We start from the raw sequence: 13,071 nt of genomic DNA on the forward strand, positions 1-13,071 counted from the left end.
AGGAACGGCAAAATTTTTTGCACTTCTATTGCTTCTTTATCACACATAAGCAAAGGGTGCGGGCACGCAAGCCCCACTGTAACAGCCGTCTGCCGTTTTGCAGGCCAGCGCCACGGTACGCCGCAGCCGGACATAGCCTGCTACCGCCCGCAGCACCAACACGGCTACCCCCAGCGCCCACACCCCGGCCAACAGATGCCAAACCGTCAGCTGGGTATACCAAGGCGCAGCAGGGGCTGCGGCAACGGTCTGCACCGGGACCGCCGACAGCGCGGCCGGCGCCGGGCCATCGGCCAAGGCCTGCACGGTATCGGCCGCTTGGGCCAGTTGTTGATTTTGGGGGCGGGGCAGCGTGAGGGGGATTCCCCAAGGCAGCGCAAACCGCAGCCCTACCGCCAACCACAGCCAGCAGAGCAGCCGGCTGGGCGTGTGGACCCGCCGCAGCAGCGCACTGACAGCCAGCGCCCCCACCGTTGCCGCCCCGCCCCACAGGCTGAGCAGCAAAAAGTGCAGCACAATATCCCGCATAGATCACCCCTCCTTATCGTGAGCGGCATCCAACAACGCGCGGATCTCGGCAGCTTCGGCTTCGCTGATGGGCTTGGCGCTTAAAAACGCCGCCACAAACCGCGGCAGGCTGCCGCCAAAGGTCTTGTCCACCACAGCGGCACTCTCGGCACATTGGACGGCCTGCTTGGCCACCACACTGGTGACCGTGCCGCCGTTGTTCTGCAGCACCCCCCGCTCACACAGTTTTTTCAACACCGTGTAGGTGGTGCTCTTTTTCCATCCCAAGGCGTCGGCCGCCAAGGTGACCAACCGGCCGCTGGGCAGCGGCTCGTGGTCCCACACCAAGCAGGCAAATCGATACTCCCCCTCGGCCAGACGCAGCGGTTCTTGTACAGACATGGGAACCCCTCCTTTCTAATTTAGCCTAGGCTTTTCTGCATTTTTAGTCTATCACAATAGACCCGTTCTGTCAAGAAAAAGCAGAGGCGCGTTTTTGCCTCTGCTGTGTACTTTTTTATACCAGATGGGTGCGCTGCCGCCAGACCCCCAGCAGGCCCAGCGCGGTCAAACAGGCCACTGCACCAAAAACGAAGGCCAGCCGCAAATCCCACTGGGCCAGCGCCCCAAACAGCAGGTTGCTGCCGATGGCTACCACGTCCACAATCATGGCATGGATGCTCAACGCCGTGGCGCGGTTGCGGGTCTGCACCTGTCGGTTTTGCAGTTGTACCTGAAAGGGCTGGAACAAGCTGTTCGACACCTGCAACAGCCAGATGCTGCCCACCGAAAGCAGCGCCCGGTTGGTTACGGTCAGCACCACACAGGCCAGCGCCGGGGCCAGACAGAACAGCCCCACCGCCCCCTTGGGACCGGTACGCCGGGTAAGGGCGGCGGACCAGACACCGCACAATCCCAACAGGGTGGCGGCAATATACACAGCGCCAATGGCGGTGCTGGTCATGCCGCACCGCTCATATTGCAGTTGGTTGAGAAAGACCGTCACGGTCTGGTGTACCTCGGTAAGCAGGCCCACGGCAATAAGAAAGACCAGCAGCCCCGGCGCGGCTAAGGTCGCCCGCAGCGTAACGGCAAAGGGTTCCCGGGCTTCGGCTTTTTCGGGGGCGGGATGCACCTCGGTAAGGCCCAGTGAGAGCAGTGCCGCCGCCCCGTAACTGAAGACGGTGAGCAGCGCCGCCAGACGGTAATCATCCCCCACGAACAGCGTATAGACCGCCGCCGCGCTCAACAAACCGGCCATGCCCAGACTGTTGTAGACGCCAAAGACCCGCTGGCTGTGTTCCGGTCCGGCGCAGAGGTAGAGAATGCTGGTATCCACCCCGGAAAACCCGGTGATCACCACGCTGAGCAGCACCCGTTCCGCCAGAAAACCGGCAAAATCCGACGCTTGCCAGAAGATGATCTTGGACAGAAAATACAGCCAGCAGCAGATGATCATGGTGCGCTTGTAGCCAATGCGGTCCGCCACCATGCCCCAAGGCACCTCCAGCGCGATGCACAGCGCATAGGAGATGCTTTCGATCAGGGTAATCTCAAAAATCGTAACGCCCTGCGCCTGCCGGTACAAGGTGGCGATGGCGCCGTAAAACACCATGCCCTGCAAAAAGGTCATGGCATACAAAAGATAAATATTGCGTTTCATGAAAAAAATCGTCCTTTCCGCCAGAGTAGGAAATGGTACAGCAAACAGACGCCGGATTGCGGCGCCTGCGGTGCAATTTCAAACTCTTTTAGATAGGACGATGCATTGCAGTGATTCCTGCCCTTATGTTTTTCAGAATAGGTCCAGTATACCACCCCAAGGGCACGGCGTCAATCGGCTGCGCGCAGTTCCTCCCGCAGACGCAGGATCTGCCGCTCGATCTCGTCGATGACCGACGCAAAGGCCGCATCCTCCTGTCCGGTGGGGTCGGGCAAACCCCAATCCTCCCGCCGGGTGCAGGGCAGCATGGGGCATTGCACGTTGCAGCCCATCGTGACGACCACATCTACCGGCGGCAGCGCCGTCAACAATTTGCTGTACTGGGTGGCAGCCATATCTACCCCATACCGGGCTTTCACCAGCCGCACTGCGTCGGGGTTGATGGCCGGTTTGGTCTCGGTACCGGCGGAGTAACTTTCAAAGACATCGCCGGCCAACAGCCGTCCCAGCGCTTCGGCGATCTGGCTTCGGCAGGAATTGTGTACGCAGATAAAGGCTACTTTCGGTTTGGTGCTCATGCCTGTGCCCGCGCTTTCTCGATCAGGGCCTTGGCTTCCTCCTTGGTCAGTACCCGTCCGCTGGAAACCACCTTGCCGTCCACCATCAGGGCCGGGGTCTGCATGACCCCGCAAGCCGCGATCTGGGCAAAGTCGGTGATATGCCCCACCTCGTCGGGCAAGCCCAGCTCGGTCAGTGCTGCCTTGGCCGCCTCCTCCAGTGCGTGGCAGCTAGCACAGCCGCCGCCCAATACCTTGACGGCTTCGTTGCCGGTCTCTTGGGATTTTGCTTCTTTTTTACCGAACAGTTTCATAGAAAAGTCCTCCTTCTATTTTACAGCAATACAAATTGCAGGGCGTTGAACAGATACCCTACCACCACGATGCCTGCCACGCAGATGCCCACAAACAGCGCCAGCAGTTTGGGTTTGACCACCTTGCGCAGCAGAATCAGCGAAGGCAGGGACAAGGTGGTGACCGCCATCATAAAGGACAGCACGGTGCCGAGCTGCGCCCCTTTGGCCAGCAGGGCTTCGGCCACCGGAATGGTGCCGAAGATGTCGGCGTACATCGGCACGCCCACCAGCACCGCCGCCAGCACGCCGAAGGGATTGCCGGACCCCAGCACCGTTTCCACCCAGGATTGGGGGATCCAGTTGTGGATGAGGGCGCCCACGCCAACCCCCACCAACAGATAGGGCAGTACCTTGCGGTAGGTGCCCACCGCCTGCCCCCGGGCGTATTGCAGCCGCTGGGCGGTGGTGAGTTGGGGATCCTCCAGATCCACGCCGCTGCCCGCGTGGGCCAGCGGCTCCAGTTGAGATTCCATCCCCAGCGCTTCGATGAGGGTACCGCCTGCCACGGCTACGATGAGCCCCAGTACCACATAGACCACAGCCACCCGGACACCAAAAATGCCGGTAAGCAGCACCAAGCTGCCCAGATCCACCATGGGGGAGGAAATCAAGAAAGAAAAGGTGACGCCCAAGGGCAGCCCCGCCCCGGTAAACCCAATAAAGATGGGGATGGAAGAGCAGGAACAAAAGGGGGTGACGGTGCCCAGCAAAGCCGCCACCGTATTGGCGGTCAGCCCCCGGAACCGCCCCATGATACGGCGGCTGCGCTGGGGCGGAAAATAGCTTTGCACCCACGAGATGGCAAAAATCAAGACCAGCAGCAGCACCGAAATTTTCAGGGTATCATACACAAAAAACTGCACACTGCCGCCCAACCGGCCGGTGGTATCCAGCCCGAAGGCGGTGAGCACCTTGCCCACCAAGCCATTGAGCCACTGCATGCCCAACACTTGATTTTGGAAAAACAGCCAGAGATCCATGAGGAAACTCCTCCTTGTCATATCAAGTTTTTTTGATGTTTGCGCTGTAAAAAAGTGCCGCGCCATGGCGGCAATGGTTCAGCGCCCGCAGCAGCCGCAGGTAGGCGCCTCGGCAGCCGGGGTAGTCAGGGCCAGCAGCCGCTGCACCGCCCGGGCCTGCCCGGCCTCGCTCAGGCGGTAATGGGTCCACTTGCCCTCCTGCCGGGCCAGCACCAGTCCCGATTCGCAGAGGATCTTCATATGGTAGGACAGCCCCGACTGGGTCAGTGCCAGCGGTTCCTGCAATTTGCAGGCGCACTTTTCACCGCTGCGCAGTTGTTCCAAAATGGCCAACCGTTTGGGGTCGCACAGCGCTTTGAAAATCTTGGCATCCTGCTCGTAGGAATCCATGCCCGGCACCTCACATCAAATTTTCTTGATGTATACTATACACCGACTCCCACGCTTTGTCAAGTCGATCTGTAACATTTTTGTGCGGTCCTTGTTTCCCCTGCAGCGAACGGGTATACTGTAAGAAAAGGCTTGAAAAAGGAGGCCTCGGCTATGTGTACAAGCATTGCTTTTTGGGACCGGGCGCTGTATGGGCGCAATCTGGATCTGGAATATCATTTTGGGGAGCAGGTGGTCACCACACCCCGGGATTATCCCTTTGTCTTTCACCACCGGGAACCGCTGCCCCACCACCACGCCATGATCGGCATGGCCACCGTGGCAAATAACATGCCGCTTTACGCCGAAGCCGCCAACGAAGTCGGCTTGTATATGGCGGGGCTGTACTTTCCCGGCAATGCCCACTATTTTGAGGAACCGGACCCGGCAGCGCTGAATCTGGCTCCCTACGAGCTGATCCCGTTGGTGCTGGGTAGCTGCGCCACCGCCGCCGAGGCCCGGGCCTTGTTGCAGACCGTACGGCTTGTGGCCATTCCCTTTGCGCCGGGGTATCCGCTGGCGGCGCTGCACTGGCAGGTTGCCGGACCGGACGGCGGTTTCATCATGGAGCCTAGGGAGGACGGCCTGCACTTCTACGACGATGCCGCCGGTGTGCTGACCAACAACCCGCCCTACCCCTACCAGCGCATGAACTTGAACAACTACCGGAACCTGTCCCCCCGCACGCCGGAAAACACCTTTGCCCCCGGGCTGGAATTGACGGTCTACGGGCAGGGGCTGGGCGCCGTGGGCCTGCCGGGGGATGTTTCTCCCCAGTCCCGCTTTGTGCGGGCCACCTACCTGCACCAGCACGCGGTCTTTCCCGAGGAACGCCCGGCGCAGGTGACCCAGTTCTTCCACCTGCTGGATGCCGTGTCGATGGTGCGGGGCAGCGTGATCACCCCCGAAGGACGGTATGACGAAACCACCTACTCCTGCTGTGCCGACACACGGGAGGGCGTTTATTACTACAAGACCTACGACAGCGGCAGCATCCATGCCGTGCGGCTGACCAAGGAGACAGTCACCGGACAGGCGCTGCACGCCTACCCGCTGGCGGACAAACCCCATTTTGTAGCGGACAACTAAAAAAGGGGACGTCAATCGTCCCCATGATGCCCGGCCCCATGGTGGCCGGGCTCTTTTTGTGTTTTGGGCATACAGGCTGCGGACTCCGGCGTAGCAGCCATCGTCTGCGAAGATTCGGAGGCGGCGTCCGTGCCGGACAGCGCGGCGATGCGGTCCCGAATCTGCCGCATCGTCATGCCCTGCACCGCTTCGGGCGTGACGGTGGGGTCCAGCGCCGCCAAGGCCTGATAGGCCCGGTATTTGCCGTAGGACAATCCACAGTCATGGGCTTGTGCCACCTCGTGGGGGGACGCCTGATAGCAGTGGGCATTCTGCTGCCCGGCAGTGCAGGATTCCACCGCCGCCAACATCTGGGCGCAGTGGGCGTCGTCCTCCCCGATGACACCGATCTCCACCACCGCGTTCTGGGCCATCAGCGCTTCGATGGTCTCGCTGGCCAGAATGCTCTCCACCGCATCGGTGTAGGTCTGGTTGGTCAGGTCCAGCGTTTCGGCCAGTGCGGTTCCGTCGTCGTTCCAACCTTGTACCGAGATGACCCGGTCAAACCGGTTGACCCCCAATTCCAGCGAAGGGTTGACGTCGATGCTGATATGGGCAGTGGGGGTAAAGTAGAGCCACCGCCCGCCCAACACCACCACGGCACAGGCAGCCGCAGCCACGGCCCACCCCACCACCGGGCGGATACGCTGCTGCCGGGCCCGGCGGGCTACCGCGGCCCGGGCCGCCACCTTCAGCTCCGGTTCGGCATGGACGCTGTCCAAAGCAGCACGCAGTTCCTCACGCATCGTCGTCACCTCCCAGCGTCTGACGCAGCAGCCCCCTGGCGCGGGTCAGCCGTGTGTAGACGGTGTTCACATTCTTGCCCAGAATCTTGGCAATTTCCGGCGCGGAATACCCTTCGTAGTAGTGCAGGTAGACCACGTCCCGGTAGGCGCCGGGCAGTGCCTGCACGGCCTGCAGCACCGCACGGTGTTCTTCCGCCGGGGCAGGCAGCTCGGCGGCTTCCTCCAACGGGACTGTGCGGCGGCGAAACACGCTGCGCAAAAGATCCTTACAGGCGTTGATCGTCACCCGAATAATCCATGCCCGCTCATGTTCCGGCGAGGCAAAGGGCGCGGTGTGCAGCAAATATTTGACAAACACCGTCTGGAAGATGTCCTCGGTGTCGGCATAATTTTTCAGATGCACCAGACAGATGCGCCGCACGGTGTCGGCATATTGTTCCACCGCACGGTTGACCTCTTGCTCGCTGCGCATCGCAATCCCCCATCGCGTTTAGTTTCGGCAGGCTCCGGCACGGGTACGGCAGCCATAGCCGCCGCCCTGACAGCCCTCTGCCACCCGGTTATCGCAGACACCGTCCCCGTCGGCATCATAGCGGCAGAGGCCGTCGGCATGGTTGTCGCAAAGGCCATCGCCGTTTTCATCGGTAAAGTGACACCCGGCCGCAGCCGCGGTCTGCCGCAGACCGTTCCGGGCAGGACCTGCCGCCCATACGCCGGTAGCGCCCACCGTACAGGCCAAGAGTGTTGCCGTTACGAGAATCCCTATTTTCTTCATCGCTGGTTCCTCCTTGTGAAGGGTGTGTTTTTTTGCCTTTCACTGGGAATACGAACCGGCATGGCGAATCCATTCATCGTATACCGCCACTTTTTCGTTTTTATCTTACCCTGCGGGGTAGACTCTGTCAACGGCAGACAAAAAAGCGGGCACCCCATGGGTGTCCGCTTTTTGAGCAGTGTTTTTTCAGTCGTCCTGCTCCTGCGAAAAGCTGAGGATCTCACCGGTGTCGGCGTCGATCTCGTAGTCGTATTCGGTAAAGCCCACCTTCCAAGAGAACTCATATACCGTGCGGCCGTTGTCGCGGTCGGTTTCCAGCTCCATGGCGCGGGTATCGCTCTCCGCCACGCCGGCATGCTGCAGCGCGATCTGCTTGGCCTGTTCTGCCGTGACGGCGGTACCGGTGGTGCTGCCGCTGACGGCCTGCGTGCCGTTGTAGTTTTCGGCGTCGTAGTCATACCCCAGAATCTCGCCGCTCACCGCGTCGATCTCGTAGTCATATTCCTCGATTCCGGTATCGGCCTGCCGGACAAACTCCACATCGTATACCGCCCGGCCATCGTCATAGTCCAGCTTGACCCGCACAGCCTGCAGGTCCGCTTCGGCCAGACCGGCGTGGTTCAGCGCAGCGGTCTTAGCGGCCTCCTCGGTGATATAGCCGCTGTTGGGGTCGGCGCTGCCCGCGATACCGGCGGTGGTGTCACCGGCAGGTGCGGCGATGGGGGCCGCGGCACCGCTCTGGGACGAAACGTCCACGGCATCCTCCGGGGTGGTGCTCTCCCCCGTCAGGGGGGCAGTGGTGCGACTCTGGCCTTGGAAGGCCGCAGCTTCGGCACAACCGGTGAGAAGCAGCGCAGCCAGCGCGGCAGTGGCAAACAACGAAACAGTACGCTTTTTCATTTGTATTTCCTCCTTGTGTACAGGTTGGTTTTCTCTTGTTGTGCCTTTAGTATACCGCCGTCAGATTAAAGCCACATTAAACCTTCTCATTTTTTTGGCAAGGGAGTACAAAGGTAAAGGTGCTGCCCTCCCCGGGGGTGCTTTCCACCGCCACGCGGCCGCCATGGGCCTCGGCGATCCAACGCACCATGGCCAGCCCCAACCCTGCCCCGCCGTTGCTGCGGGCCGGGTCCGCCTGCCAAAAGCGCTGCCAGATCTTGTCCTGATCTTCCGGCGCAATGCCGATGCCGTCATCTTCCACAGTACCTACCGCCATGTTTCCTTGCCGGCGGAGCGTCAGCCGTACCTTGCCGCCGGGGCGGCCATAGTGGATGGCATTTTCGGTCAGATTGATGAGCAGCCGCATGAGCAGCGTTTCATCTCCCTGTACCGTCACGTCGGGTTCCAAGGCAGTTTCCACCGCAATCTGTTGGGCGGCAGCCTGCTCGGCTTCGGTGTCGGCCACCATCTGGGTCAGTTCGCTCAGGTCCACCGTTTCCCACTGCAGGGGCTGGCGGCCCTTGTCGGCCCGGGCCAGCAGCAACAACTGGGACAGCAGCGCGGCCATCCGCCCCGCCTGCGCGTGAATGCTCTCCAGTGCCGTGCGGGCCTCCCCCTGTACATCGGTTTGGGTCAGGGCGTACTCGCTCTGGGACAAGATCACCGCCGTGGGGGTACGCAGTTCGTGGGAGGCATCGTTGGTAAACTGCTGTTCCCGGTCAAAGGCGCTTTGCAGCCGGGCAAACATGGCGTCAAATTCGGCTGCCAGCGTATAGACTTCGTCCTTGCGGCCCGTCAGACCGATACGCCGGGACAAATCCCCGCCTTCCCCGATTTCTCGGGCGGTCTGGGTGATCCGCCGTACCGGCGCAAAAGCCCGCCGGGTGACCAAGTACCCACAAATCGCAGCCAATACCACAAAGACCGGCAGCACCAACAAGGCGCTGTGCAAAAGCTCCCCGATGGCGGAATCCACCTCGTCCGCGGCGGTCACGCTGCGCACCCATACCGGGCCGTAGTCCTCCACCGTGATTTGGGTATCATAAAGATACCATTGGCGGCCATCGCTTTCCACCGTGCGCAGTTCGCCATCGGCAAAGACCACGGAATTGTCAAAGTCCCGGGGCACAAAGCCGTAGAGGGGTACCCCCGCCGTGTCATACAGCGACAGATACACCCCGTCATCAAAAGCCTCCAGATCCCGGTCGATTTCCAGCTCGCCGTCCTTGCCTTCCAGTTCCTTGCGGCTGTCCTCCACCATACTCTGCATCCGGTTCAGCTTGTTCTGCCGGGCTGACTGCCCCCCCGCATGGAAAAGAAAACCCAGCGAAAGTCCTGTCAGCAATACCATAAACAGGGTGTAGAGCAGTGTGACCCGCAGCGTAATGGACAAACGCTTCATACTTCCTCCCGCAAGACATAGCCCACACCGCGCACGGTGTGGATGAGTTTGGGTTCCCGCCCCTCGTCGATCTTTTTGCGCAGATAACGGATGTAGACATCCACCACGTTGGAGCCACCCTCATAGTCGTAGTTCCAGACGCCGTGGCTGATCCGCTCCCGCGAGAGCACCACCCCCGCGTTGCGGGCCAGATATTCCAGTACCGCAAACTCCTTGGCGGACAGCGGAATGGCTTGCCCGCCCCGGGCTGCCGTGTGGGCGATGCAATCTACCTGCAAGTCCCCCACCGTAATGACGTCGCTGACTTGATCGGCCCGGCGGCGGATCAGCACCCGCAGCCGCGCCAACAGTTCCTGCAGGGCAAAGGGCTTCACCAAATAGTCATCGGCGCCGCTGTCCAATCCGCGGACCCGGTCCTCTATGCCGTCCCGGGCAGTCAGCAGCAACACCGGGGTCTTGTCTCCGGCGGCGCGGCGGCGGCGTAAAACCTCCAGCCCGTCCACCCCCGGCAGCATGATGTCCAGCACCACGGCGTCATATTCGCCCCCAGCCAGATAATCCAACGCATCGGTGCCGGTCAGGCAGCTATCCACGCTATATTGGGCCGCCTTCAACTGTTTGACCAGCAAGGCGTTCATCTCGGGTTGATCCTCCACAACGAGAATCCGCATATAACCGTCCCCTTTCCCATGGTTTTCTTCTATGATACCATAAAAAAATGAAAAGACGATGAGAACCGCCGGATTTTTTCCGCAGCACTTACTTGACCCAAGCAAGTAAAAAATGGTATACTGTTGCCGAAAATTGAAAGGAGTTAGCTTTATGCTGCGCACCTTTTCCTACGCTTGTACGGTGCTGTACCGACGGTTTACCCACTACACCTCGGCCCGGCTGGGGCAGTGGGGGCTGAGTTTCGGCACCTTGTTTTTTGTGGTCTATGTGGGCAAGCATCCCGGCTGTACCCAAAGCGAACTTACCGCCGCACTGCATCTGGACTGGGGGCACAGCCAACGCACCGTGCTGAAACTGGTGGAGAGCGGCTTTCTGCTGCGAGAAAAGGAGGGGCGGGCCTATCGCCTGCACCTGAGTGAAAAGGGCCAGCAGGCCTTTGCCGCCAGTCACCAGGTCTTTTTTGACTGGGATGAACAAGCATTGACCAACCTGACCCCCGACGAGCGCCGCCAACTGATGGCGCTGCTCTACAAAGCGCTGGGCCGCAATCCGCTGCCCGATGCCGCAGAATCGTAACGCAACGCCCCGTACCGGTTGGTACGGGGCGTCATAGTTTTTTTAAAAGTTGTTTTGGGTTTGTTCAAAATGCTTTTATGCCTTACACACAACTGGCCGATATACTAAGAAGCGTCAACCGAACTAAGGCGGGTGGTACCCGCCATTTTAACCACTGCGCCTTAGACCATGCGAGGGCAACAGCCCGGTCAAGGCCAGACAACCCACAAGGCTTTGTGCCATCATATAGAGCAGGCAGTCCAGCGTGCGGTACCGCCTGCAACAAAATCCCCCGTCGCTTTCTGCAAGCGGCGGGGATTTTGTATGGAATTAATAGTGGTACCGGGACTGTTGGGTCCGCAAAAATACCAGCGTCACCACCACCGCCATAGCCTCCGCCGCTACCAGCGAAGCCCAGATGCCGTCCACCTGCCAGAACAGCGGGAAGACCAGCACGCAGAGTACTTGAAACACCAGTGTACGCAAAAAGGAGATGGCCGCCGACACCAGCCCATTGTTGAGGGCGGTGAAGAAAGAAGAACCGAAGATGGCAAAACCGGAGAAAAGGAAACAGCAGGAAAAAATGGAGAAGGCGTGTTCGGTCAAGGCCAGCAAGGCCGCGTCGTACCCCACAAACAGGCGGGACAGCGGCCCTGCCAGTACCCGAGCCGCCGCAAACATCGCCACCGCAAAGGAGGCGATCACCACGCCGCTTTTCCGCAGCAGGCTGCGCAGTTCGGCGCGGTTGCCGGCGCCATAATGGTAGCTGACCACCGGCGCTGTTCCCACCGAATAGCCGATGAACATCGCCTGAAAAATCATACTCACATACATCAGCACACCGTAAGCCGCAATGCCGTCCTCCCCAGCGTAGCGCAGCAACTGGGCATTGTACAGCATGCTGACCAGCGACATGGAGATGTTGCTCATCAGCTCCGACGAACCGTTGGTACAGGTCTTGCCCAACGCCCGGCTGTCCCACCGGGTGGCCCCCAACTGCAGGCGGCTGCTATTGGGCCGGGCGAAGTAGATCAGCGGCAGCACACCGCCTACACACTGGCTCAGGGCGGTGGCAGCCGCCGCCCCCGCCAGTCCCAGCGGCAGGACCGCCACCAGCAGGGCATCCAACACCATGTTGGTCAGTCCGGCCGCCACCGTTACCATCAACCCCAGCGTGGGTTTTTCGGCAGTAACAAAAAGGCACTGAAATTCATATTGCAGCACATAGGCCGGAATGGCCGGCAGCAGAATGGTGCCATACTGCAAGCAGTCCTGCAACATGGTGCCTTCTGCCCCCAATGCCACCGCCAGCGGCCGCAGTAACACGGCTCCCAGCAGCGCCAACACCACACCGCAGCCCAGCGAAGCGTAAACGATCAGCGAAAAGAGCCGGTTGGCCCGGAGCGTGTCCCCCTCCCCCATGGTCTTGGCGATAAGCGCACCGCCGCCGGTGCCAAACATGAAACCGGCCGCTCCCAAGATCATCAAAAAGGGAATGATAAAGTTCACCGCCGTGAAGGCTGTTTTCCCCACAAAGTTGGAAACAAAGAACCCGTCCACCACACCGTAAATGGAGGAAAAGACCAGCATCACGATGGAAGGCAGGGTAAAACGCAAGAGCTTGGTATAGCTAAAATGATCGGATAGTTGAATTTTCATGGAATCCTCCGGGCAGATCAGGGCGTCATGTCCAGCGCCGCAGCGCGTGCTTTCAAGTCTTGCAGAAACCGCTCGGTCAAGGCCAGATAGGTTTCCACTTCCTGCGGGGACCACCCCGCAAAGACTTCATTTTCCATCTGGATGATCCGTGCCACCGTCCGGTCTGCCAGCGCTTGCCCTGCCGCGGTCAGGCAGAGCCGCTTGGCCCGAGGCCCCGCAGATTCCCGGCAGACCAGACCGGCTTCTTCCAGCTTGTGCAGCGCCGAGTTGGCGGTCTGCTTGCTCAGCCCGCTGCGAAGGCAAACCTCCTGCAGCAAGCAGGACGAGCCGTTATCGCACAGGGTATACAAAATTTTGGTGGCACTGTCCGACAGACCCAATTTTTGGGAAAGTTCATGGTAAACCGCCTCGGTTTCACCAAACAGGTAGTTGAAGCGGTTCAACGCTTTGCGGGTAAACTCCATAGGGTGCCTCCTTGGTACGAAATCGTACCAGTTAGTATAGTACGATTTCGTACCAGTGTCAAGGGTTCCTATCCTCTTCCTGCCCCATACGGCAGAAAATTGGTAAAAGCCCCCGGCCTTCTCCTTCTGCTATCCCCCATGAGGTGGGCTGGAGGCCTCACGCTTCCTCTGGCAAAGTGCCGCTTCTGCTTCGCCGTCTGCCGCGGCGCGCAGCAGGTCGGCCATACCGGGGCGCAGCG

Annotated in this window: 17 protein-coding genes; 2 read left to right on the forward strand and 15 right to left on the reverse strand. The window is 60.3% G+C overall.

All coding sequences use genetic code 11. The features are described 5' to 3' along the window. Positions 1–39: 39 nt before the first annotated feature. The 7 genes from Q0526_RS07105 to Q0526_RS07135 all read right to left on the reverse strand — a co-directional run bounded on the left by Q0526_RS07105 (position 40) and on the right by Q0526_RS07135 (position 4,453). On the reverse strand, positions 40–528 hold the full coding sequence (locus tag Q0526_RS07105; RefSeq protein WP_298732010.1) for a hypothetical protein: 489 nt from the start codon (positions 526–528) through the stop codon (positions 40–42). Between the two features lie 3 nt (positions 529–531). Then, a complete protein-coding gene (locus Q0526_RS07110; protein ID WP_298732012.1) occupies positions 532–909 on the reverse strand; it encodes a BlaI/MecI/CopY family transcriptional regulator in 378 nt (125 codons plus the stop codon). A 115-nt stretch (positions 910–1,024) separates the two neighbouring features. Further along, complete coding sequence (locus Q0526_RS07115) at positions 1,025–2,170, reverse strand: MFS transporter (RefSeq protein ID WP_298732014.1); 1,146 nt, start codon at positions 2,168–2,170, stop codon at positions 1,025–1,027. 170 nt (positions 2,171–2,340) lie between these two features. Next, complete coding sequence (locus tag Q0526_RS07120; protein ID WP_298732016.1) at positions 2,341–2,748, reverse strand: arsenate reductase ArsC; 408 nt, start codon at positions 2,746–2,748, stop codon at positions 2,341–2,343. Then, positions 2,745–3,041, reverse strand: a complete 297-nt coding sequence (locus tag Q0526_RS07125; RefSeq protein WP_298732018.1) for a thioredoxin family protein — start codon at positions 3,039–3,041, stop codon at positions 2,745–2,747. The genes Q0526_RS07120 and Q0526_RS07125 overlap by 4 nt, the downstream gene beginning before the upstream one ends. A gap of 20 nt (positions 3,042–3,061) precedes the next feature. Continuing rightward, positions 3,062–4,063: a permease gene (locus Q0526_RS07130; protein ID WP_298732020.1), complete on the reverse strand. Its 1,002-nt coding sequence runs from the start codon at positions 4,061–4,063 to the stop codon at positions 3,062–3,064. A gap of 78 nt (positions 4,064–4,141) precedes the next feature. Beyond that, a complete protein-coding gene (locus tag Q0526_RS07135; RefSeq protein WP_298732022.1) occupies positions 4,142–4,453 on the reverse strand; it encodes a metalloregulator ArsR/SmtB family transcription factor in 312 nt (103 codons plus the stop codon). A gap of 153 nt (positions 4,454–4,606) precedes the next feature. Between Q0526_RS07135 and bsh the strand changes: the two genes are divergently transcribed. Beyond that, positions 4,607–5,581 (forward strand): choloylglycine hydrolase, encoded by a 975-nt coding sequence (bsh, locus tag Q0526_RS07140; protein WP_298732024.1) that lies wholly within the window; start codon positions 4,607–4,609, stop codon positions 5,579–5,581. 11 nt (positions 5,582–5,592) lie between these two features. On the opposite strand, the gene Q0526_RS07145 is transcribed toward bsh, so the two are convergent. The 6 genes from Q0526_RS07145 to Q0526_RS07170 all read right to left on the reverse strand — a co-directional run bounded on the left by Q0526_RS07145 (position 5,593) and on the right by Q0526_RS07170 (position 10,153). Further along, the gene (locus tag Q0526_RS07145) at positions 5,593–6,366 is read right to left on the reverse strand and encodes a hypothetical protein (protein WP_298732025.1); all 774 of its coding nucleotides are present in this window, start codon (positions 6,364–6,366) and stop codon (positions 5,593–5,595) included. Beyond that, entirely contained in the window at positions 6,359–6,838 is a 480-nt protein-coding gene (locus Q0526_RS07150) for a sigma-70 family RNA polymerase sigma factor (protein ID WP_298732027.1), read from the reverse strand. Before Q0526_RS07150 ends, Q0526_RS07145 begins: the two co-directional genes overlap by 8 nt. 18 nt (positions 6,839–6,856) lie before the next feature. Next, positions 6,857–7,141, reverse strand: coding sequence for a hypothetical protein (locus Q0526_RS07155; protein WP_298732029.1), 285 nt, complete (start codon positions 7,139–7,141; stop codon positions 6,857–6,859). Positions 7,142–7,327: 186 nt separating this feature from the next. Continuing rightward, positions 7,328–8,041 carry a PepSY domain-containing protein gene (locus Q0526_RS07160; protein WP_298732031.1) on the reverse strand — a complete coding sequence of 238 codons (714 nt, stop codon included), beginning with the start codon at positions 8,039–8,041 and terminating at the stop codon, positions 7,328–7,330. A 76-nt stretch (positions 8,042–8,117) separates the two neighbouring features. Beyond that, positions 8,118–9,482, reverse strand: coding sequence for a HAMP domain-containing sensor histidine kinase (locus tag Q0526_RS07165; RefSeq protein ID WP_298732033.1), 1,365 nt, complete (start codon positions 9,480–9,482; stop codon positions 8,118–8,120). Further along, positions 9,479–10,153, reverse strand: a complete 675-nt coding sequence (locus Q0526_RS07170; protein ID WP_298732035.1) for a response regulator transcription factor — start codon at positions 10,151–10,153, stop codon at positions 9,479–9,481. Before Q0526_RS07170 ends, Q0526_RS07165 begins: the two co-directional genes overlap by 4 nt. Before the next feature lie 151 nt (positions 10,154–10,304). Between Q0526_RS07170 and bilQ the strand changes: the two genes are divergently transcribed. Further along, a complete protein-coding gene (gene bilQ / locus Q0526_RS07175; protein WP_298732037.1) occupies positions 10,305–10,730 on the forward strand; it encodes a bilirubin utilization transcriptional regulator BilQ in 426 nt (141 codons plus the stop codon). 309 nt (positions 10,731–11,039) lie between these two features. Here bilQ and Q0526_RS07180 read toward each other — a convergent pair whose 3' ends face one another. Then, entirely contained in the window at positions 11,040–12,368 is a 1,329-nt protein-coding gene (locus Q0526_RS07180) for an MATE family efflux transporter (RefSeq protein ID WP_298732039.1), read from the reverse strand. Between the two features lie 17 nt (positions 12,369–12,385). Continuing rightward, positions 12,386–12,832, reverse strand: a complete 447-nt coding sequence (locus Q0526_RS07185) for a MarR family transcriptional regulator (RefSeq protein WP_298732041.1) — start codon at positions 12,830–12,832, stop codon at positions 12,386–12,388. Positions 12,833–13,071: the final 239 nt, after the last annotated feature.

It is taken from the genome of uncultured Subdoligranulum sp. (genome assembly GCF_937890665.1).